This window comes from Pseudoalteromonas sp. NEC-BIFX-2020_002 (assembly GCF_013002825.1).
Classification (GTDB): domain Bacteria; phylum Pseudomonadota; class Gammaproteobacteria; order Enterobacterales; family Alteromonadaceae; genus Pseudoalteromonas; species Pseudoalteromonas neustonica.
Genome location: NZ_JABEPJ010000001.1, coordinates 178,454 through 198,717, shown reverse-complemented (window position 1 = coordinate 198,717; position 20,264 = coordinate 178,454). Strand labels below are relative to the sequence as shown.

General features: G+C 38.3%; 17 protein-coding genes. 13 read left to right on the top strand and 4 right to left on the bottom strand.

Annotation, left to right across the window (positions count from 1 at the left end):
* Positions 1 to 26 precede the first annotated feature (26 nt).
* Entirely contained in the window at positions 27 to 986 is a 960-nt protein-coding gene (locus HJP15_RS00870) for a hypothetical protein (RefSeq protein WP_170172843.1), read from the bottom strand.
* Between the two features lie 397 nt (positions 987 to 1,383).
* On the opposite strand from HJP15_RS00870, the gene HJP15_RS00865 reads away from it, so the two are divergent.
* From HJP15_RS00865 to HJP15_RS00850, 4 genes are all read left to right on the top strand, one after another.
* Positions 1,384 to 2,124, top strand: coding sequence for a DUF4097 family beta strand repeat-containing protein (locus HJP15_RS00865; protein ID WP_170172842.1), 741 nt, complete (start codon positions 1,384 to 1,386; stop codon positions 2,122 to 2,124).
* Between the two features lie 223 nt (positions 2,125 to 2,347).
* Complete coding sequence (locus tag HJP15_RS00860; protein ID WP_054203760.1) at positions 2,348 to 2,860, top strand: hypothetical protein; 513 nt, start codon at positions 2,348 to 2,350, stop codon at positions 2,858 to 2,860.
* Between the two features lie 170 nt (positions 2,861 to 3,030).
* The gene (locus tag HJP15_RS00855; protein ID WP_054203761.1) at positions 3,031 to 3,213 is read left to right on the top strand and encodes a DUF1289 domain-containing protein; all 183 of its coding nucleotides are present in this window, start codon (positions 3,031 to 3,033) and stop codon (positions 3,211 to 3,213) included.
* Positions 3,214 to 3,507: 294 nt separating this feature from the next.
* Positions 3,508 to 3,813, top strand: a complete 306-nt coding sequence (locus tag HJP15_RS00850; protein WP_170172841.1) for a hypothetical protein — start codon at positions 3,508 to 3,510, stop codon at positions 3,811 to 3,813.
* A gap of 190 nt (positions 3,814 to 4,003) precedes the next feature.
* On the opposite strand, the gene HJP15_RS00845 is transcribed toward HJP15_RS00850, so the two are convergent.
* The gene (locus HJP15_RS00845; RefSeq protein WP_170172840.1) at positions 4,004 to 6,163 is read right to left on the bottom strand and encodes a S46 family peptidase; all 2,160 of its coding nucleotides are present in this window, start codon (positions 6,161 to 6,163) and stop codon (positions 4,004 to 4,006) included.
* Positions 6,164 to 6,327: 164 nt separating this feature from the next.
* The gene (locus HJP15_RS00840; protein ID WP_170172839.1) at positions 6,328 to 7,599 is read right to left on the bottom strand and encodes an O-acetylhomoserine aminocarboxypropyltransferase/cysteine synthase family protein; all 1,272 of its coding nucleotides are present in this window, start codon (positions 7,597 to 7,599) and stop codon (positions 6,328 to 6,330) included.
* A 111-nt stretch (positions 7,600 to 7,710) separates the two neighbouring features.
* On the opposite strand from HJP15_RS00840, the gene HJP15_RS00835 reads away from it, so the two are divergent.
* The gene (locus HJP15_RS00835; RefSeq protein WP_170172838.1) at positions 7,711 to 7,872 is read left to right on the top strand and encodes a hypothetical protein; all 162 of its coding nucleotides are present in this window, start codon (positions 7,711 to 7,713) and stop codon (positions 7,870 to 7,872) included.
* A gap of 70 nt (positions 7,873 to 7,942) precedes the next feature.
* Here HJP15_RS00835 and HJP15_RS00830 read toward each other — a convergent pair whose 3' ends face one another.
* Positions 7,943 to 9,724: a M61 family metallopeptidase gene (locus tag HJP15_RS00830; RefSeq protein ID WP_170172837.1), complete on the bottom strand. Its 1,782-nt coding sequence runs from the start codon at positions 9,722 to 9,724 to the stop codon at positions 7,943 to 7,945.
* 275 nt (positions 9,725 to 9,999) lie between these two features.
* Between HJP15_RS00830 and HJP15_RS00825 the strand changes: the two genes are divergently transcribed.
* From HJP15_RS00825 to ilvN, 8 genes are all read left to right on the top strand, one after another.
* Positions 10,000 to 11,478 (top strand): GGDEF domain-containing protein, encoded by a 1,479-nt coding sequence (locus HJP15_RS00825; RefSeq protein WP_054203892.1) that lies wholly within the window; start codon positions 10,000 to 10,002, stop codon positions 11,476 to 11,478.
* A 39-nt stretch (positions 11,479 to 11,517) separates the two neighbouring features.
* Positions 11,518 to 12,861, top strand: coding sequence for a nucleotide 5'-monophosphate nucleosidase PpnN (ppnN, locus tag HJP15_RS00820; RefSeq protein ID WP_054203766.1), 1,344 nt, complete (start codon positions 11,518 to 11,520; stop codon positions 12,859 to 12,861).
* Positions 12,862 to 12,874: 13 nt separating this feature from the next.
* On the top strand, positions 12,875 to 13,648 hold the full coding sequence (gene xni / locus HJP15_RS00815) for a flap endonuclease Xni (protein ID WP_170172836.1): 774 nt from the start codon (positions 12,875 to 12,877) through the stop codon (positions 13,646 to 13,648).
* Positions 13,649 to 13,718: 70 nt separating this feature from the next.
* On the top strand, positions 13,719 to 14,102 hold the full coding sequence (locus tag HJP15_RS00810) for a DUF3192 domain-containing protein (protein WP_054203768.1): 384 nt from the start codon (positions 13,719 to 13,721) through the stop codon (positions 14,100 to 14,102).
* Positions 14,103 to 14,111: 9 nt separating this feature from the next.
* Positions 14,112 to 15,797: a hypothetical protein gene (locus tag HJP15_RS00805; RefSeq protein ID WP_054203769.1), complete on the top strand. Its 1,686-nt coding sequence runs from the start codon at positions 14,112 to 14,114 to the stop codon at positions 15,795 to 15,797.
* Positions 15,798 to 15,978: 181 nt separating this feature from the next.
* Positions 15,979 to 16,986 (top strand): isocitrate dehydrogenase, encoded by a 1,008-nt coding sequence (locus HJP15_RS00800; RefSeq protein ID WP_054203770.1) that lies wholly within the window; start codon positions 15,979 to 15,981, stop codon positions 16,984 to 16,986.
* A 1,012-nt stretch (positions 16,987 to 17,998) separates the two neighbouring features.
* Positions 17,999 to 19,723 carry an acetolactate synthase 3 large subunit gene (locus HJP15_RS00795; protein WP_054203771.1) on the top strand — a complete coding sequence of 575 codons (1,725 nt, stop codon included), beginning with the start codon at positions 17,999 to 18,001 and terminating at the stop codon, positions 19,721 to 19,723.
* Positions 19,723 to 20,220, top strand: coding sequence for an acetolactate synthase small subunit (ilvN, locus tag HJP15_RS00790; RefSeq protein WP_054203772.1), 498 nt, complete (start codon positions 19,723 to 19,725; stop codon positions 20,218 to 20,220). The genes HJP15_RS00795 and ilvN overlap by 1 nt, the downstream gene beginning before the upstream one ends.
* Positions 20,221 to 20,264: the final 44 nt, after the last annotated feature.

Below are 20,264 nucleotides of genomic sequence, written 5' to 3'. Positions count from 1 at the left end.
ATCTTCAACGTTAATTGTGCTGATTGTTAAAAGAAAGAGACACATCGTGACGGAAACTGGTGATAATCATTTGATGTTGTGAAGCATATTTCCAACGGCCCCTGATCAAGCTCTTTGAGTTTGGTGTAAAATTCATTTGTTTTATTAATACGAATCACATTATCTTTCAAACTAAAATACTCAGTAACATCGTGCGTGCCAAGTAAATAATTCGCAGGTTTGCTCAATATTACACTTTCAAGGTACTGAGACCTGAGTTGGTGACCTAAAGAGTCCTCAAAATATAGTTCCAATGGCTGGCTATCGTTTAAATGCTGAGGAAACCCTATTAGTTGTGAATCTTCATAATGCAGGTTCGATTCATTTAACTCAAATATATAGTCATAGTGTTGACCTTGCTCCATAGCCGTTTTGAATGCATAGCCCTTATAAGCAATGATTACCTCTTTAGCGCCAGAGCTAAGTTTAAATGTTGTATTAAGCAACCCTTTTTCATTAGTTGCACCTACATAAACATTATCAATTAAGATAGGTATTTCAGCATATGGCATTGCACTATCATGATCATAAACAGTTTTAAATGATAGTTTAACATCATTATTTTTGGGTATACCATAGGTAAAGCTTTGCCAGCTTTCATAGTGTGTTGAACCTTTAGGGCAGGTAATTAAATTCAATGGACAATTATTTATATTCCACTGTGTAGCGACAAAGTAGTGCTTCTCAAACATGACTACATCGCCAAATTGATAAGCTGTTTTAATTTGCCAGTCCATTGCGGTATCTACTGGTATTTCAAACCAAGCACTGTTAGCTATATCAAACCCTTTTACCCAATGCTTTGCGATAAACAACCTATTTTCGAATTGGCAAATGTCCCCACTTTTATAGTTTTTTTCAGACAGACAATCATTCGGAAGTTGACTTGCAAAGATATTGCAGATGGATAGACATAGTAATATTAATACCATCTTGATTAAATTCATTGATTCATCCTTAAAATTTTAGCAATAATCATATACTTTATAGAGTAAGTGCCGCTCTGAGTATTGCACATTTACTATCGGTTATGTTGTTCAGTATGATTCCCCTACATGTATATACAGTATAAAAATCCAGCTATCTATAAATTAATTTACCCAAAAAAGCAACGGGAAAGTTTCAAAATAAAGCTTTAGCTAAGCACATTTAAATAAGCTAGCACTAGAGAGACCTTTAAACTGCTCAGCACCTGCTCATCTTCCATTTACAAATATCAGTTAAATTCTAATTACCAGATTTAAAGGTAAAATAAGAGTGACTAAAAATAATTGACTTCGCTTTAAACCTTTCTAGCGCTTTGTGCGACTAAACTAAAAACATGACAAGAATAGAAAGGGAATAATGATGATTAATATATTTACACGACTTACTCTAATCAGTGCCGTACTCGTATCAACTCAAGCTTTTGCTTGGAATAACGATATGACATTACAGAACACAAAACAGCTGACACTTGATGCGCAGTCGCTAACGGCATTAAAGGTAGAGGCAGGATCAGGTTTTTTAAATATAGTGGGCAGTGATACAACTGCAATCACTGTAAAAGCTGAAATTTACCAATATGAAGCGCACGACAATTACTGCCTTAATTTAGCTAACAAAGGCACAACAGCACAGCTCACTGCAAATAATTGTAATAGTAATAATGACCAGCAAACACGCATTGACTTAACAGTGGCATTACCGAAAACATTTAGCCTGAATATTACCGACGGCTCAGGCGCGATTTTAATTGAGAATACGGCTGCAACAAAAATTCATGATGGCTCTGGCGCAATAAATGTTGACACTATTAAAGGTGACTTAATCATTGAGGATGGATCAGGTGGCATTACTGTCAACAATGTCAGCGGCACGGTGGATATACATGACGGTTCAGGAAGTATTGATTTAACTAATACCCTTAGTGATGTAAAGGTTCATGATGGCTCTGGCAATATCAATATTGAAAATGTGGATGGCGATGTGTCGGTAACCGATGGATCAGGTGGAATTTATGTTGATACAGCAGCAAGCTTCACTTTAGTTGCTGACGGCTCCGGTCGTGTTAAAATAAAAAATGTACAAAAGCAAACACTTTAACGTTTATTTACGCAATGACTTTGTTTAAGTAATGATAGTGCTCAGCACTGGGGCATGTAATTTCCAGTACTGAGTACTGATATACCCAACAATTCTCAATAACCCATTTGATAAAAAATCAAACCGCCCTTTTATTTTCACCTCTTTCATAGCATTTTTTCAAGCCCTTAGGTATCCTTAACATCACTTCGAAGGATTAGCTATTACAAAAGGATAGCGCATTATGAAAAAGTCTTTATCAGTATTGTTAACTGGCCTAATTTTATCTGGCTGCACAAGTTTAACCACCGAACAACAAACAACTATTGATAATCTTACTCCCTGTGAAAAAATCAACGGGTTATTGAATGCCTATGATAACCGCTTTGAAGAGTTAAAGGGCACACGTGTTAATACTAAGTACATGGAAACGTGGACTGCAAAATACGATCTGGTTGGTGAGGATTGCCAAATAACAGCCGTTGATGCACAGACGGTTACATATCGTTGCCAAGGCGATTTTAAAGAGCAAACAACCGCCGTTGCATTACACCAAAAAGCGGTCGATTTTACCCGTGAATGTTTAGTACAAAAAAACTGGCTTGAAAAGCAAAAAGAATCAGCAGACTCATTACGCACTACTTTTGTATTGGATGACAAAACTCCTGTAATTTCAATTCACACTGCAAAGACTTTATCGCGCACCACACCGTGGTCTACTTCATTAGAAGTTGGTAAACCAATATCAAGCAAATAGCGACAATTTAATATATAAACCCATACCACCTCACAATGCTGAACCCAACGTTTCACAGGAACTTAATCTCAGGTATTACTTTGCAATAATGGTAGTCCCTTTGAAGGTGGAGTGGGTATATGCCCACTTAAACTGGCCTTTAAATATCACGCAACTTTAAAAAAGACATTATGACTTCACCAATTAAATCAAACACCCTCCCGCTAAAAACCGACTGCATTGGCAAATGCTACCGCTTAAAGGGCTACTGCACAGGCTGTGGGCGCACCAGCGAAGAGATTTTTGATTGGATTATATTATCCAATAGTGAAAAAAAAGCGATTTTAGAAACGGTTCGACACGATAATAAGTAATAGGCGCTTTTGGTAGCCAAAACGCCAATCTGAATATGTTTAAGCTTTATCTAACGCTTGGCTAATATCAGCGATAATGAAACTTAAAATGACACCCATTTTAAGTTTCATCGGAAGTAAAACTGTTTTCCTTTTCTTCCTACAGAGGACTTTCACCTCATAAGTCATTGCCCATGTCGGGCTGTACATAAGTTGCTTATACGGAAAAATAACCGTTGGCCATCGCTTCGCGATTATAGCCAACCATTATTTTCCGCTTAGCAAAGCGTTTTATAAATACCTAAAGGATTGAGTGTGGACGTTACATTTTTTGCAGAAAAAGAAGGGGGCGATATAAATAGCTTTGATGAAGTACCTGAAAATTCATTACTAGCTGGCGGTCGTTTTACCAAGGATCAAATTGGAGATTTGCTTGGCTGCTTTAAATGTTCAGCTTCTGCTTTAAGCGACAACCTTTGGGTACTCCCAACGAGTTTTTCTGAAAACTTAGCAGTAATTGATGATGAGCAATTAAAAAATATTGCCATTGAATGGGCGGATGAACACTCATGGGAAAATACTAATGTTAACTCTATGGATTTAGCTGGTCACTTATTATAACTAAAGTATGCTTATCTATCTCATTCAAATACAAGAATTTTTGCACTATTTGAGTAAGTATTTATAAAAAGTAGTTCAAGCGGGACTAAAAACAATTTGCTCGGTTTCGCTACACTCTACCAACCTACGTAATAACCAAAAAAGGCGCTTCCGGTTAAGGTAAGCGCCTTTTGATTATTTTAGCTATTACTTATTTTACGATTTTCATTTCATCTAATAAGTTTTCTGCGTTATCAACTTTATCCATCACCCATAACATATAGCGTGAATCGACGTGGATTGAGCGGTTAAGTGCAGGGTTATAATCCCAATCGCCAATGATGCTTTCATAAACACCGTCAAAGAGTAAACCAACAAGCTCAGCTTTGCCGTTAAGCGTTGGTGAGCCTGAATTACCGCCTGTTGTGTCAACATTTGATAAGAAGTTAACTGGCACAGTATTCATACCACCGGTGTAATCGCCATATAACTTAGCTTTAATCTGTTTTTGTAGATTTTCAGGCGCGTTGAATGGGTCAACATTGGTGTTTTTAGCGAGTAAACCTTCAAGTGAGGTAAATGGCGTTGCAACCAAACCATCTTGTGGCGAATAACCGCCAACCGTGCCATACGTTACCCGTAAAGTGCTATTAGCATCAGCATAAACTGGTTTATTTTGTGCTTTGTTAAATGCAATGATTGCACTCATTAGTTTCGGGCGTGCAGCTTGTAATTTACCAGCAAGCGCTTTGTCTTTATCTTCTTCTGCTTTCATTACTGCAAATATCGCTTTAGCGTATTGCATAAATGGGTCTTCGCTTTGTTCTACTTGCGCTAAAGATTGTTCAAATAACGCTAAACGAGCGGCTTCATCATTAAGTGATGAATTTGCGTACATTTGCGAGAGTAATTCACTGTGCTTTGTTTTATCAAACCCATTTTGTAGTTTAAATGCGTTATCAACATCTTCAAAACGTTCTGCTTTTGGTAACGCAGCATACAACTCTAAAAAGTGTAATAAAATTGCTTTATCAACTGTTGCATCAAAACGACGTGTCATACGCTTTAAGCCCGCTTCAAAACGCGGTAAATCGCGTTCTTGATAACCAGACTCACGCTCTGCATTTGGCTTTTGTTTTTCATATGCTAAACGATATAAACCACGTGCAGTGCTGATCATTTGCGAACGATGTACATAGCCAAGCATACGGTCACGTTCATTATGATTTTGAGACTGTGCAACTAAAGCCGACAATTCATCTAAGATTTTACCGTATTGATTTTTACGTTTACGATCGCTATTGATCCAGTTTGTTAAGTCTTGCTCAAACTGATTTTTACGCTCAAACATACTGCCTTTATTAAAGCTTTCAATCATTGAACCGTAGTTTTTAATGTAGTTGTTGTAGCCTGCAATTGTGCTTTCATAAGCAATTCGCGCTTTACTACCATCTTCTGAGTTTTCTTCAATCAAAGACACATACTTTGAGTTATGTTTACGCGCTTTTGGGTAGCTGGTGTTAAATACATAATCAACTTCCGCAGCAATTCGGTAGCGATTAGTACGCCCCGGGTAACCTGTTACCATAACAAAGTCGCCTTCTTGAACGCCTTTGGCACTTACACTTAGGTAAGAGTCTGGTACGTACGGTACATTGTCTTCACTAAATTCAGCTGGCTTACCATCTTTACCAACATAGGCACGGTAAAATGCAAAATCACCGGTGTGACGTGGCCACATCCAATTATCGATATCGCCGCCGTATTTTCCTACACCCATTGCCGGCGTATATGCTAAACGTACATCTTTAATTTCTAATGATTTAATAAGGTAAAACTCTAAACCACCGTGGAATGAATATACGTTGCAACGGTAATTGTCATCAGCTTCACACTGAGCAACGAGGGCTTTTTCATTTTTTTCAAGCGCATCGTAACGTGCTTTTGCGCTCAACTTTTCAGTGCCTTTGATTACTTTATCAGTTACGTTGGTCACGGTTTCTGTAACATACACGCGAGAGCCTGGTGCCGCAGGTAAATCCTCAGCGGGTGTTTTTGCTAAAAAGCCGTTTTCTAAAATGTTATTTTCAGGCGTTGAGTTATATTGAATAGACCCATAAGCACAATGATGATTGGTAACGACTAAGCCTTTTGGTGACACAAAAGATGCCGTACACCCACCTAAACTAATTACAGCATTCATCGGGAATTCTGTAAGCTTAGAAATAGACTTAGCATCAATTTCAAGCCCTTTAGCCTTTAGTATTGATTCAAGTTCTGGAAGTTGATGTGGCTGCCACATTCCTTCATCTGCAATAACTGTCGTCGAAAATGCAACAGCAAGTGTTGCAATGAGAGGTTTTAAACGCATTTTATAATCCTTTTTATTTTATTCGCAATAGGGTACGCGCGAAGTATGCTTGAGGTCAATCGGCCTGCAATGAATTGTTACATTATAACGGTCAGAAACTAATATATTGATTAATTAATAAGTTTGAGAGGGAAAATGCCTCTATAAGAGGCTTCTGATTATAGTTAAGCACGCTCTAAGGCTTGGCTTACATCTGCAATAATATCGTCAATACTTTCAATGCCGACCGACAAACGAACTAAATCTCGACTAACGCCTGCATTTGCAAGCTCATCATCATTGAGTTGACGATGAGTTGTGGATGCGGGATGACAAGCAAGTGATTTGGCGTCGCCTATATTAACTAGCCGCAAGACCATATTAAGCGCATCAATAAAACGAGCGCCCGCTTGGGCCCCGCCTTTAATGCCAAAACTTAAAATTCCAGATGCTTTTGAATCCGTAATTTTTTTACTCATTTCATTATAAGGGCTTGATGCTAAGCCCGCGTAATTAACCCAAGACACTTTAGGATGATCTTCAAGGTACTGAGCGAGTTTTTGGGCATTTTCGCAGTGACGTTCCATTCTTAAGCCAAGTGTTTCAAGACCAATTAGAATGTCTGACGCGTTTTTAGGGGCCAATGCTGCGCCGGTATTTCTTAATGGCACAACACGGCAACGGCCTATAAAAGCAGCCTCAGCGAATGCATCTGTATACACAACATTATGATAAGACGGATCGGGCTCGTTCATCATAGTAAAACGTGTCGCATTTGCTTTCCAATCAAATTTACCCGAATCAATGATGATGCCGCCAATCGCAGTTCCGTGGCCATTAATGTATTTAGTTAATGAATGCACAACAATATCTGCACCGTGCTCAAACGGACGACATAAGTAAGGCGTTGCAACGGTATTATCAACAATCAACGGTACACCCTTTTTGTGTGCAATTTCTGCAAGGCGTGCTATATCAACAATATTACCAGCAGGGTTCCCTATTGACTCACAAAAAACAGCACGGGTATTTTCATCTATAGCATTTTCAAAAGCAGTAAAGTCGTCAGCTTTGATCATGCGAGCTTCAATACCTTGGCGTGGTAATGTGTGGGCAAATAGGTTGTACGTGCCACCGTATACCTGACTGGTGCTAACAATATTAGTGCCCACTTCACATAAACATTGTATTGCGTAAGTAATTGCGGCCATTCCAGAAGCAACTGCCAAGGCACCAATTCCGCCCTCCATTGCAGCTAGTCGCTGCTCAAGAACTGCGTTGGTGGGATTCATGATTCGAGTGTAAATATTACCTGGTACTTTTAAGTCAAATAAATCAGCGCCATGCTGAGTGTTATCAAATGTATAAGATGAAGTATGATAAATAGGCACCGCGGCAGATTTTGTGGTGGCTTCTGATTCATAGCCATGATGAAGTGCTAACGACTCTAATTTCATTATTATTCCTTTTAATTGATGAACTACGTGTAACTTAGCACCTTTCACTTCGTTGGTTCAATTTTTAAGCTCTATGTAGCTTAAAACACTGTAAGTTGATCTGTAGATCACATGTTCAAGCAAAGTTTGGTTAATAAAAAAAAAGGAGCCGCAGCTCCATTTATACTCAAGCCATCTCAAGATCCAGTTTCAGTTGGAATTAAAAGCGATTTAGGCAAGGCATTGATTGAAAATAATGGTTGTTCCCTTATTAAAATCAATAACGCAGTGTAAATCGCTTTTAAACCAACCCGTTGGGCGTCTCATCTTGAGGTGGTTTGGGTATAGTCATTCGTCATGTTAATTATTTAACTAGATTAGGATGATCGACCCCCATCCATGCTTTAAACAATGCCATTTGCTGTTCAGTAGCCTCTTTATTTATGACGATTTTTTTAGCTTTATCAAAGTCTTCAGTAAGAGTTAGTGTCGTGCTTTGTAGTGCATCACGGCGTATAAAGTCAACCGTCACTTTGTCACCCGCTTTGAATGTTTCCAGACTCGCTTTTAAATCTTTTCCAACATGCTTTTTGTTAATCGCTACAATTTTATCTGCCGTTGTTAAGCCCGCTTGCCACGCAGCACCACCACGGCGAACATGCGTTAGCGTAAGTAACTCGCCACTATTTTTAGCCATCGCATCAACACTTGCTAATGTTTTAGCACCTTTAGGGCGTTCAAGCACAAGCCCTACTTTATTAAGTAAAATATCAAAATCAATTTTAGCTGGAGAGTCTACATTTGCAGCCCACCACGTACTATAGTCACGCCCAGTTAAGTCTTTTAAAATCGCTTTCACATTATCAACGCTAAACCCTTGTGGGAGTTTATGTAAATTATAAAGAGCACGATGAACATCGCGATAACTTTGCTTTCCTTGGCTATTCTCAAGTAGATCAATATCAAGCGCCATGGAGATTAATGACCCTTCTAAGTATATATTGGTGCTATAGTTACGCGCGTGGTCACCACCTTGATTAATCCATTTGTCAAAACTTGTTTCAGTGGCGCTTTGTACGTCCCGACCCGGCGTTAATAAATGGCGGTTAACTGTTTTTGTTAAACTTTTAAAAAACTCATCTGTCGTTGATATACCAGAACGAACCATTAAATGATCTTCAAAGTAACTAGTTGAACCTTCGGCAATCCACAGTAACTTGTCAAAATTCATATTCGTATAATCATAAGGTACTAACCCTTCTGGGCGGTACGCTTTGACATTCCACGTATGAATAAATTCATGCGCAGCCGTACTAATAAATGCCAGGTAATCTTCGCGCGAACCAAAACGATCTCGCGGTCGTTGAATGATGGTTGAGTTTAAATGCTCTGTTGCACCACCAGCACCTGATGTGGCATGCACCATAAATACATAGCGCTCGTACGGATAATCATCCCAGATCACATTGCCTGTTGTGACTAGTTTTTTAAGGTCTTTTAACATTAAGTCAACGTCATAGTTCCCTTCTCCCCAGATCACTAGCTCATAGTCACGACCACCCACTTTAAAAGTATGATGTTCATTAAGACCTGTTTCGATTGGCGAATCGACCAGTACATCATAATCTGCAGCTTTAAAACTATGTTTTGAGCCTGCGTTATCCATTCCTGACACAGAACGCCACGCTTTTGGAACATCTAGGGTTACCGTCACAGGCTCTTGACGAAATGACTCACTAAACATAAAAAAGCCGGATGCATCAATAAATGCATGACTATCGTCAATATGACGGGCACGCTTACCTAATTCATTGGCATACACTTGGTAATCTATTTGCACATCAGTTGGTTCGTCTAAGTGCACACGCCATGTACTGGCATTTATTTTTTCCCAATTAAGCGCTTTACCTTCATCATCTTTTGCTTGAAAAAAACGCACACCATTAGCCAGATTTAAAATCTCATAACGACCCGTGCGCCATGCCGGTAATTTAACATCTAAATGAGCTTGTGCTGTTTGAGGAAACGCAACACTTACATTCCCTAAATGATGCTCTGGTTGAGTGATCTCAAGAGAGTAATTTACGTCAGCGAATGCTGACTGAGAGAGTGCTGCTAATACCGATAATGCTAAAAAACGTTTCATATAGACTCTTTATTCTAAATTATCATTGCTATGTTATAAATTAGCCTAACAATGATGGCTATTAATGTGAATTAAAAGCGACAAAAAGACACAGTTATAAGCCCGATGAATAAAAATCACCATCAAATGCTAAGTTTTTGACTTCGCGACTACATTTGTTCCAATTTTGTTGTAAACTTAAGGCAATATAAAGATTTAATCAATGGCGGTAGCTATCAGTGTCACAACAGATCGAAGTTTTAAATAAAAAACTTAAACAAGCCATTGAGTCGCGCATGGTGATAGAGCATGCGCGCAAACAACAGGTCGATACATTAACCCATTTTTCAGCTAAATTATCATTAAGCTGTAAAGGTATGGACATTGAACTTGATAACCGTTTAGCTAAATTTCGTAGTGCATTAGCAAAAGGGGTCGATTTTGAAATGTTCGCGCCGCTTATTGATGAAGTTCTTACTCTATTAAAGGGGCAAGAAGCCCTACAGTCAGCTCATCAGCGTGAACTTTACAATAGTGTTCAAGATGCCGGTAAACAGCTGCAAAAAACAAAAGGGCTGCCTGATGACGCAAGACGTACGTTACGTCACTTGCTCGATCATGAATTAAATCAGGTCCAATCAAATAGGGATTTCATTCCTATTCTTAACCGCCTTGTTACTATTTACCATCAAGCTTTACATGCAAAACTTACATTAACTGACTCTAAGCAAGCATCATTACAACCCTCATTGGCAAAAGAACTCTTAAATTTAGCCAATGATTTAGTCTTTGAAGATGAAGCTGCGGAACAAGTTAAAACTATAAAAAATAATATCTCTGAAACGGATACTGTGGATGACTTATTAGTTTCAGCAATTGAAATTATCCGTATTATTGCCGGTAATATAAGTAAAGAGCGGCAATCCGCTCAAAGCTTTTTAGTATCATTAAATCAAACACTTGAAGAATTACATCATTCAATTGTCTCAACCAGCAAACACTCACAATCGATGGGAGCTGAATTTGATGCACTTAATAAACGAATCGAAAGTAAAATAAACAATTTAACGTCACAAACGCAAAATGCAACGTCTATCTCATCGTTAAAGGCACTCGTTGATAATGAATTAAAGTCGCTTAGCCAAGATTTAATTGAAAAAGAACGCCTTGAACAAGAAGACCGTCAAGCGTTAATTTCCAGTTTTAACGAAATAAATCAACGAATTGGTAGTTTAGAAGGCAAGCTATCCAAGTATAAAAAACGTTTACATGAACAGCGTTTTAAAAGCCTACTCGATGGTTTAACTAAATTACCTAATCGTGCTGCATTTGATGAACGCTTTAATCATGAGTTTCACCTTTTTGCAGTCCAAGAATCTGATATGACATTAGTGGTTATTGATGTTGATCACTTTAAGTCAATTAATGATAAGTATGGACACAGTGCTGGTGACAAAACATTGCAAGTAATTGCAAAAGCGTTGCAAATGTCGATTCGTAAATCTGACTTTATTGCACGTTATGGTGGCGAAGAGTTTGTTTTATTAATGCCAGGTATGTCACTTGAACATGCAAGCCAGCCCCTTGAAAAACTACGTAAGGCTGTGAAAGGCATTCCATTTAAATTTAAGAATAAACAAGTCGAAATTACAATTTCACTTGGTGTTACTCAGTTTAAAAAAGGGGATACCCCTTTAAGTGCATTTGATCGCGCTGATGATGCGCTTTACAAAGCTAAAAATACAGGTCGTGACCGAATATGTATCAGTAAATAATCACGACCACCGAACTGCTTTTCAGCAAGGAGAATGCCTATGTTAATACAGTTAAACCCTACCGGTGTGTTAGATTTACTGTCACAATTAGAAGTAGACCTATTAGAGCAATCGTCCACGAGTGAACGTTATAAATTATTTAGAAATTGCGCGTTAGCAGTACTTAATGTTGGTAGCCATACAGATTCAAGCCTTGAAATTTATAATAAATATAAAGACTTTGACATTCGCTTAGTAAGTCGTGAGCGAGGCATTAAGATTGAATTAATTAACCCCCCTACTACGGCTTTTGTTGATGGTGAAATTATTACAGGTATCCACGAGCATATATTCTCTGTGATACGCGACATCTTGTTTATTTGCCAAAAATACGAAAAAGACTTAACAGATCAAAAAAGCATTACTCATATGGTCTTTGATATGTTGCGTAATGCTGCTGCACTTCGCGTGAACAGCGATCCGAGTATGATAGTTTGCTGGGGCGGACATTCGATCAATGAAGTTGAATATAAATATACCAAACAAGTTGGTTATGAACTGGGCTTAAGAGGCTTAAACATTTGTACCGGTTGTGGCCCTGGCGCAATGAAAGGTCCAATGAAAGGCGCAACGATTGGCCACGCCAAACAACGTAATACCAACAACCGTTATTTAGGTTTAACAGAACCAAGCATTATTGCCGCAGAGCCACCTAATCCAATCGTTAACGAACTCGTTATCCTCCCTGATATTGAAAAGCGCCTTGAAGCATTTATTAGAACGGCTCACGGTATTATTATCTTTCCAGGTGGTGCGGGAACGGCCGAAGAGCTGCTTTATTTACTTGGCATTTTATTACATCCTGAGAATCAAAAGCAGTCGTTACCTGTCATTTTAACTGGGCCTAAAGAAAGCGAAAATTATTTCATTGAACTCTGCAAATTTGTAGAAATGACGTTAGGCACTGAAGCTCTTGATAAATTTGAAGTGATCATTGATAACCCTGAATTAGTGGGTATTAAATTAAAATCTGCGATGGCTAATGTACGCGATTACCGCAAGAGCCAAGGCGATGCTTACTACTTTAACTGGACACTGAAAATAGAAAACGATTTTCAACAGCCATTTTCCCCAACGCATAAAAATATGGCGGGACTTGATCTTCATTTAGATCAACCTAAGCAACAGCTTGCAGCTAATCTACGTCGTGCATTCTCTGGCATTGTTGCCGGCAATGTAAAAGATGAAGGGATCCAAGCAATAAAACAAGACGGTCGCTTTATTTTAAGTGGTGAACCTGAATTAATGAACGCCATGGATAAATTATTACGTGCATTTGTTGAACAAGGACGAATGAAACTTCCCGGCAGTAAATATACTCCATGTTACGAAATTAAAGCATGAGGATTTTTATTTAGTGTCTGGACAATTACTTTTAATAGATGCGCTTAATTTAATTAGGCGTATCTATGCTGTTGATAGTAATCAAAATAAAGGCAGCGATGAGCAAATGATTATAACGTGCTGCGCGCGTGTAGCGCATGCCTGTGAAAAATTACTAAAAATCACCCAAGCAACACATGCTATTGCAGTCTTTGATGGCGATAAAAGCTGGCGTTATCATTATTACAAGCAGTATAAAAGTAGCAGAGCACCAATGCCTGAAACTTTAAGAAATTCACTCGCTAAATTTAAACACGCCATAGAGCAAACTGGTATTATTGTTTTTGCACCCGTTAATGATGAAGCTGATGATATTATTGCCACTTTAGCGCATAAGATGGCAAAGAATCAGCTACATTCGACTATTGTATCTACCGACAAGGGCTTTTTACCTAGCCTAAATAATTACATTAGTGTGTACGACTATTTTAAAAAAGAGTATCTAGATTTAAATTCCATACACCAACGCTTTGGTGTTGAACAAGCTAGGTTGATTGATTTTTGGGCCATGGCTGGTGATAAAACCAATGATATTCCTGGAATAAAAGGTGTTGGAACTAAAACAGCACAAGACGTGATAGCTAAACACGCTGATATTACGTTAGCCGCCAATGATGAATCGCTTTCTCCCGGCACCTGTAAAAAACTAGCGTCTGGTATGGAAGACTATATTATTTCAAAAAACTTGGTTAGTTTGCGCACAGATATAAACTTAGGCTTTAGTTTAAAGCAGTTAAGACTCAATTAATCGCATTAGCATGGCACTGAATTTCAACTATGCGTATACTCAATTTTAAGTTTCAGTGTAAGAGTGTCAGATGTTTAAAAAGGTTTTTCGCTATCTAATATTAGGTTTAGGTGTCTATGCTTTAATTGCTACCTTGGTTATTACTTTTTATAAAGATGACCCTCAAGCAATGATTTGGCAAGACCGCGAAGCTTTCAATAAGCGTTATATTGATAAGTTAACGATAGAAAATCCCGTTAATTTGAACAGCGTATTAGATTATTTAGGTAGTCCAGACCTTACCTTTGCAAAGCGTGATAAAGAAGAAGTATGGCAAATTATTTTCTACCGCACTCAGCATATAAAGTCAGACGGGATCACCACTATGGATGAGTGCTCGGGGTTACTATTTAAAAATGGTGAATTAGTTTTATGGGGCCCAAGTGCATTTGATGCCTATCAGCGCGAAGGATAATATTAAATAATGGATACCGTCAATCCACAATCACTGGTAACCCTTTTTGAAAAAACACACCAAGTGCTGCGCTGTTATAATAATAAAAGCCAATGGCCCAATATTTATCCACTACTTAGTCAATTAGCTGAACGCTATTATCAAGTCTATGAGCACACACCACATGCTATGCAGGCTCAACTTACTTTGTACGTAAAAAGCTATGGGTATACGACGAACCTAGTTGTCAATCAATGTGTATTGATCACCGCATTTTGCAAAAGTTTAGGTTATGATAGTAAAGTTACACAACAACTCATTTTTGTTTGCCTTACAAACTACTTATGTGTTCAAACGCAAAGTAACAAGTTAGCACTTCGCCAACCACTTAATTTACAAGAAAAAAAGCAGTGGCAATGTCGCCATCAGCTTGCTATTAAACTTTTGCAATCTTCTCAGGTGCCAACGGATAATATCTCAGCAGTTTTAGCACGACTAAATAAATACAAACAAGCCTTACTTAGCACACCACAAATTATGATTTACGATGGCGCAACAATTTTAGTCGCCCTTGCAAATATAATCGCGATGAATATAACTTATCGTGAACACAATGATCATATCAGCGTTTATAAAGCGGTGGCTGATATTTACTTACGTACACCCAATCAGTTTGCACAATACGCACTAAAAAGCATCATTGCACACATAGGCCCCTTTGTACCTGGAAGTGTTGTTAAACATGGTGAACAGGATCTCGTTTACATCGGTGAAGATAAAACTCAAAAACACCTTGTTATTTCTATTGATACAGAGCAAAAAATACGCTGGCATAGTATTAAAGCGCAACTAGATGCCAATGCTAAACAACGGCCTATTATAGATAAGCGAGTTTTATTCAGTGTTTGGTTTAGTGAGCACCTTGTAAAGAATGAGGAAGTTAATGAGCAGCAACAAGCGCTTTTAATACTGATAAGCCAAGTTAAAGTACAACATGAATATTCATACACGGCATTGATTAAATTATTACAGAATCAAACTCAAACAATTGAAAATTTATGTCAGTCAGTTAAACCTTATAATAAAGAAAATTTACCTGGTAAAGACTTACGACATAGCCTGTGTATGGTCGGCCTAGATAATGCCCCCGCAATAATACAGCACGTACTATTTGAGCAGCTTGTAACATCCCATAAGCACCCTTTACAGCGTCATATTCATTGTCGTTTACGCGGTATAATTAATATTCTAGCACTGTTTTTCAGACATAATAGTGAGCAACAATTTGAGCAACTTGCCTTGCCTGTTTATGCATATATAAGTTATTTGATTGAGCACGCAAGTACTGATCTAAGCCGAAAAACATTGCATAGTAAAGAACCAAATAATGATAAAAGCCCCCTACTCTCATGGTTATTTGGTGTTCGACAGTTAGACCCAGACTCCCTCAGCCAGTACTTACTCACCGTTTTAAGTGATAACCCATGGACTCAAGCCTTATTAGATGCTGAGCAACATAAAAAGAAATCACTCAGTGATTCGGCTAAGTTATGGGTTGCGGTTAAGTTAATTTCAACACAAGTATATCAACCAAAATACGTACTCAGCCCGTGGCAAAAGCAAATTTTAGATTCTGTATTAAAAGAACTTGGCTGGCCTAGTACTGCGAATTTTTATTCACAATTAACCAGTCTAGGTTTAAGTAATAGTGTATAAACAGCGCATTTTATAAGACATATTGACTATTTTCACGGTTTTTACTGGCAAAAAGTTGAATAAATTGCTATAAAAGCCGCTTAAATTTTCAAACTCATTCACGTAAATTATCTAACAAGTTATCGCAGTTTATTTTTGCGACATATTTACGTGTATTTCTAACTCGTAATAGGAAAAGTTCATGACCAAAAAAATCATCACAGTAATCAAAGGCGACGGTATCGGTCCAAGTATTATTGATTCAGCTCTTGAGATATTACAAGCCGCAGGATGCGATTTTGATTATGAATTCGTTGATGCTGGTCTAGCTGCCTTAGAGAAAACAGGTGAATTATTACCGCAAGAGACTATTGACACTATTGCACGTAATAAAATCACTTTAAAGGGCCCATTAACAACGCCTGTTGGTGAAGGTTTTACTTCAATCAACGTCACATTACGTAAGCAATTTGGTTTATACGCAAACGTGCGCCCAGTAAAATCATTTGTCGGAACAAAAGCCCGCTACGATGATATTGATATCATCACAGTACGTGAAAATACACAGGGTATGTATTCAGGTTTAGGCCAAGTGACTTCAGAAGATGGTAACGAAGCACAAGCAATGTCAATGATCACGCGTGACGGTGCTGAGAAAATCGTTACTTTTGCATATGAGCTTGCCGTGCGTGAAGGCCGTAAAAAAGTAACAGCTGTTCACAAAGCTAACATTTTAAAATCAACATCAGGTTTATTCTTAAAAGTAGCACGTGAAGTTGCAGAGCGTTACCCTGAAATTGAATCAACAGAAATGATTGTTGATGCTACTTGTATGAAATTAGTAATGAGCCCAGAAGAGTTTGACGTTATTGTTACAACAAACCTTTTTGGTGATATTTTATCTGACTTATGTGCAGGTCTAGTTGGTGGTCTTGGTATGGCGCCAGGTGCTAATATTGGTGAAGATGCAGCGATTTTTGAGGCTGTACATGGTAGTGCACCTGACATCGCTGGTAAAAACTTAGCAAACCCGACATCTGTGATCCTAGCGTCAATTCAAATGCTGGAGCATTTAGAAATGGGTGATACAGCTGAGCGCATCCGTAGCGCTGTAGCTGATGTGATTAAGACCGGTGATCGTACAACGCGTGATCTAGGTGGCAACCACGGAACTACCGATTTCACTCAAGCTGTAATTGACCGTCTATAATTTTTTCTGAACGGTTAAAAAGCACAAAAAACCAGTGTTAAAACTGGTTTTTTTGTGCCTGTCAACTTTCGATTCAACGGCCCTTTGTACTAACAATTTTATACCAATCGAGTTAAGTTACTGACCACTCATAGCGACAGGTAAATACGGTGATAACAAGGCATAAATTTTGACATAGTGTTGATCTCAGCAATTGCTCCTGCATTGCTCTACCTCCTGCATCCATGCAGTCGAACATGAAAAATTTATAACGCTGTTAGCGCTTTATTTAGCCCGCTAGAATGGTTAAATATCTAAGTCGATTGGTATTAGTACTCAATTCATAGACGTTTAATGAATAAATTAAGCGCTATCACCTATGCTCATACCTGCAACATCAGCTGAATACCCTGTGTTCAATCTTTAATTAATTGTATGAAATAGCATCTAAAAATATTTATCTCTCACATAATTAGAGCTCAACACCATTCCCATTATTAAGTTTTGTCATCGTAACGTCTTTGTCTACAATTAGACTCTGTAGCTGAGATAAAATCATCGTTCCATCAACAGCTATCATTTTAAGCATAAATTCTTTAATTACCTCGTCAAAAAACACATTTTAAAGCTAGCTTAAAATAAAAAACCAATTAATTTGGAATTTTAATGCAAGATAGTCTTACTGGCGGTTGACATTAGGTAGTAAAACACTTAAAAATAGAGGTAATAAAAAAGTGAATTAATTGTGTCTTAAGCACCGAATAATTAAATAGTTCATTAGAAATTTCATAACAAACATACAGAAGAAAAGTAATACTATGAAACATCAATTTCACCAAATAAACGTACTCGTACTGGTCTTAGTCTTAAGCCCTGCGAGGATGTATTAAAAGGTGAAACAGCTTTTTAAAAACCCTCGCTCCAGCGGGGGTTTTTTTATGCATTTAAATTGTAATACTAATTTAATTAAGTCTATTAAGTAACTATTTACTTGTAACCTTAATTAAAAGTATCAGGTACGTGAGGAATGAGGATGAGTACGAAACAATATAATGGCTCCGAACTAGTGGTTCAGGCATTAAAAGAGTTAAAGGTTAAATATATATTTGGCTACCCCGGTGGCTCTGTATTAGATCTTTATGATGCTTTATTTCAACAAGATGATGTTGAGCATATTTTAGTAAGACATGAACAAGCAGCAACGCACATGGCCGATGGCTATGCGCGTGCTACAGGCGACGTTGGGGTGGTTTTGGCTACTTCTGGGCCAGGTGCTACAAACTGCATAACGGGCATTGCGACAGCGTACATGGATTCAATTCCAATGGTTGTATTATCAGGCCAAGTACCTACTAACTTAATTGGTGATGATGCATTTCAGGAAACTGATATTATTGGCTGTTCTCGCCCTATTGTTAAACATAGTTTTAACTGTCGTAGCGCTAAAGATATTCCAACAATTTTAGCTAAGGCATTTTATATCGCAAGTAGCGGCCGCCCAGGGCCTGTCGTTGTTGAACTACCAAAAGACATGTTAAACCCAGCGTTAAAATTTGATTTTGAATTCCCTTCCACAACCGAATTACGAACCTACAACCCTAATACTAAAGGTCATTCAAAACAAATACGCAAAGCTGTAACTGCTATATTAGAAGCTAAAAAATTAGTTATTTATTCTGGCGGCGGTATCATCATTTCAAATACCTCAGAGCAACTAACACGTTTAGTAGAGTCACTTAATGCGCCAATTACCAATACTCTAATGGGTTTAGGTGGCATCAGTGGTGTACACCCCAACTTTATTGGCATGCTAGGCATGCACGGCAGCCTAGAAGCCAACAAAGCAATGGCCAATGCTGATGTAATATTAGCCTTAGGTGCTCGTTTTGATGACAGGGTAACCAACAATGTTAAAAAGTTTTGCCCGAATGCAACTATTGTCCATGTTGATGTTGATCCAACATCTATTTCGAAAACAATAAAAGCCCATATTCCTGTCGTAGGTTGCCTTGCAACGGTACTTGAACAATTACAGACCGCGATAGATAAAAGCCCTTTAAATATAGACCGAAGTGCCCAAGAAGATTGGTGGCGTCAGATCATCAGCTGGCGCGAGCAAAAGTGCTTAAGCTACAGCAATGATGGCGAAAAAATAAAACCACAAGCTGTTATTGAAGCCCTCTATAAAGCAACAAATGGTGACGCTTATATCAGCTCAGATGTTGGCCAACATCAAATGTTTGCTGCACAATACTATCCGTTTAAAAATCCACGCCAATGGATCAACTCAGGAGGCTTAGGCACCATGGGTTTCGGTTTACCTGCAGCTATGGGCGTGAAGCTGGCATTTCCTGATAAAGAGTCAATTTGTGTGACTGGAGATGGTTCAATTCAAATGAATATTCAAGAATTATCAACCTGCATGCAATACAACTTAGCAGTCAAAATTGTTTCTTTGAATAATCGCTCATTAGGTATGGTACGCCAATGGCAAGATATGGTTTATGGCGGTCGCCACTCATCATCTTATATGGACTCACTGCCTGACTTTGTAAAATTAGCTGAAAGTTATGGTCACGTAGGCATTAGGGTAAATACACTAGATGAGTTACAGCCTGCGATTGACAAAGCTATGGCGATTACTGACAAGTTAGTATTTTTAGATATTTGTGTTGATGAAAAAGAACACGTTTACCCAATGCAGATTAAACTTGGGTCAATTGATGAAATGTGGCTACGTAAAGGAGTAAAAGCATAATGCGCCGTATACTATCTATTTTACTAGAAAATGAGCCAGGTGCCTTGTCGCGTATAGTTGGTCTGTTTTCACAACGCGCCTATAATATTGATAGCTTAACTGTAGGCACTACTGATGATCATTCATTATCACGGATCACCATCACCACAATGGGAGATGACCGTATTGTTGAACAAATCACTAAGCAAGTTAATAAACTTGTGGATGTTTTAAAAATCATCGACCTGACTGAAATAGCACATATTGAGCGTGAGTTATTACTCGTGAAAGTTCATGCTCAAGATGAGGCTAAACGTTCGGCAGTTACTCGCGTAGCCGATGTATTTAACGGCGCTATTTTAGATATGGGCCGCAATAGTTATACATTACAGCTCGTTAGCAGTACAGATAAAATTGAATCATTTTTAGACACTTTACGCCATGAGACCGATATTATCGAAGTGGTACGTTCTGGGGCTGTAGGCATAGGCCGTGGTGATAAAGCGTTAAGAATATAATAATTAAAAAGCACAAAAAAAGGGCTAAACAGCCCTTTTTTTTG

What these genes read in the sequence shown, in the direction of transcription:
- HJP15_RS00870 (WP_170172843.1), bottom strand. Translation starts at nt 986, where the DNA reads ATGAATTTAATCAAGATGGTATTAATATTACTATGTCTATCCATCTGC.
- HJP15_RS00865 (WP_170172842.1), top strand. Translation starts at nt 1,384, where the DNA reads ATGATGATTAATATATTTACACGACTTACTCTAATCAGTGCCGTACTC.
- HJP15_RS00860 (WP_054203760.1), top strand. Translation starts at nt 2,348, where the DNA reads ATGAAAAAGTCTTTATCAGTATTGTTAACTGGCCTAATTTTATCTGGC.
- HJP15_RS00855 (WP_054203761.1), top strand. Translation starts at nt 3,031, where the DNA reads ATGACTTCACCAATTAAATCAAACACCCTCCCGCTAAAAACCGACTGC.
- HJP15_RS00845 (WP_170172840.1), bottom strand. Translation starts at nt 6,163, where the DNA reads ATGCGTTTAAAACCTCTCATTGCAACACTTGCTGTTGCATTTTCGACG.
- HJP15_RS00840 (WP_170172839.1), bottom strand. Translation starts at nt 7,599, where the DNA reads ATGAAATTAGAGTCGTTAGCACTTCATCATGGCTATGAATCAGAAGCC.
- HJP15_RS00835 (WP_170172838.1), top strand. Translation starts at nt 7,711, where the DNA reads ATGTTCAAGCAAAGTTTGGTTAATAAAAAAAAAGGAGCCGCAGCTCCA.
- HJP15_RS00830 (WP_170172837.1), bottom strand. Translation starts at nt 9,724, where the DNA reads ATGAAACGTTTTTTAGCATTATCGGTATTAGCAGCACTCTCTCAGTCA.
- HJP15_RS00825 (WP_054203892.1), top strand. Translation starts at nt 10,000, where the DNA reads ATGGTGATAGAGCATGCGCGCAAACAACAGGTCGATACATTAACCCAT.
- ppnN (WP_054203766.1), top strand. Translation starts at nt 11,518, where the DNA reads ATGTTAATACAGTTAAACCCTACCGGTGTGTTAGATTTACTGTCACAA.
- HJP15_RS00810 (WP_054203768.1), top strand. Translation starts at nt 13,719, where the DNA reads ATGTTTAAAAAGGTTTTTCGCTATCTAATATTAGGTTTAGGTGTCTAT.
- HJP15_RS00805 (WP_054203769.1), top strand. Translation starts at nt 14,112, where the DNA reads ATGGATACCGTCAATCCACAATCACTGGTAACCCTTTTTGAAAAAACA.
- HJP15_RS00800 (WP_054203770.1), top strand. Translation starts at nt 15,979, where the DNA reads ATGACCAAAAAAATCATCACAGTAATCAAAGGCGACGGTATCGGTCCA.
- HJP15_RS00795 (WP_054203771.1), top strand. Translation starts at nt 17,999, where the DNA reads ATGAGTACGAAACAATATAATGGCTCCGAACTAGTGGTTCAGGCATTA.
- ilvN (WP_054203772.1), top strand. Translation starts at nt 19,723, where the DNA reads ATGCGCCGTATACTATCTATTTTACTAGAAAATGAGCCAGGTGCCTTG.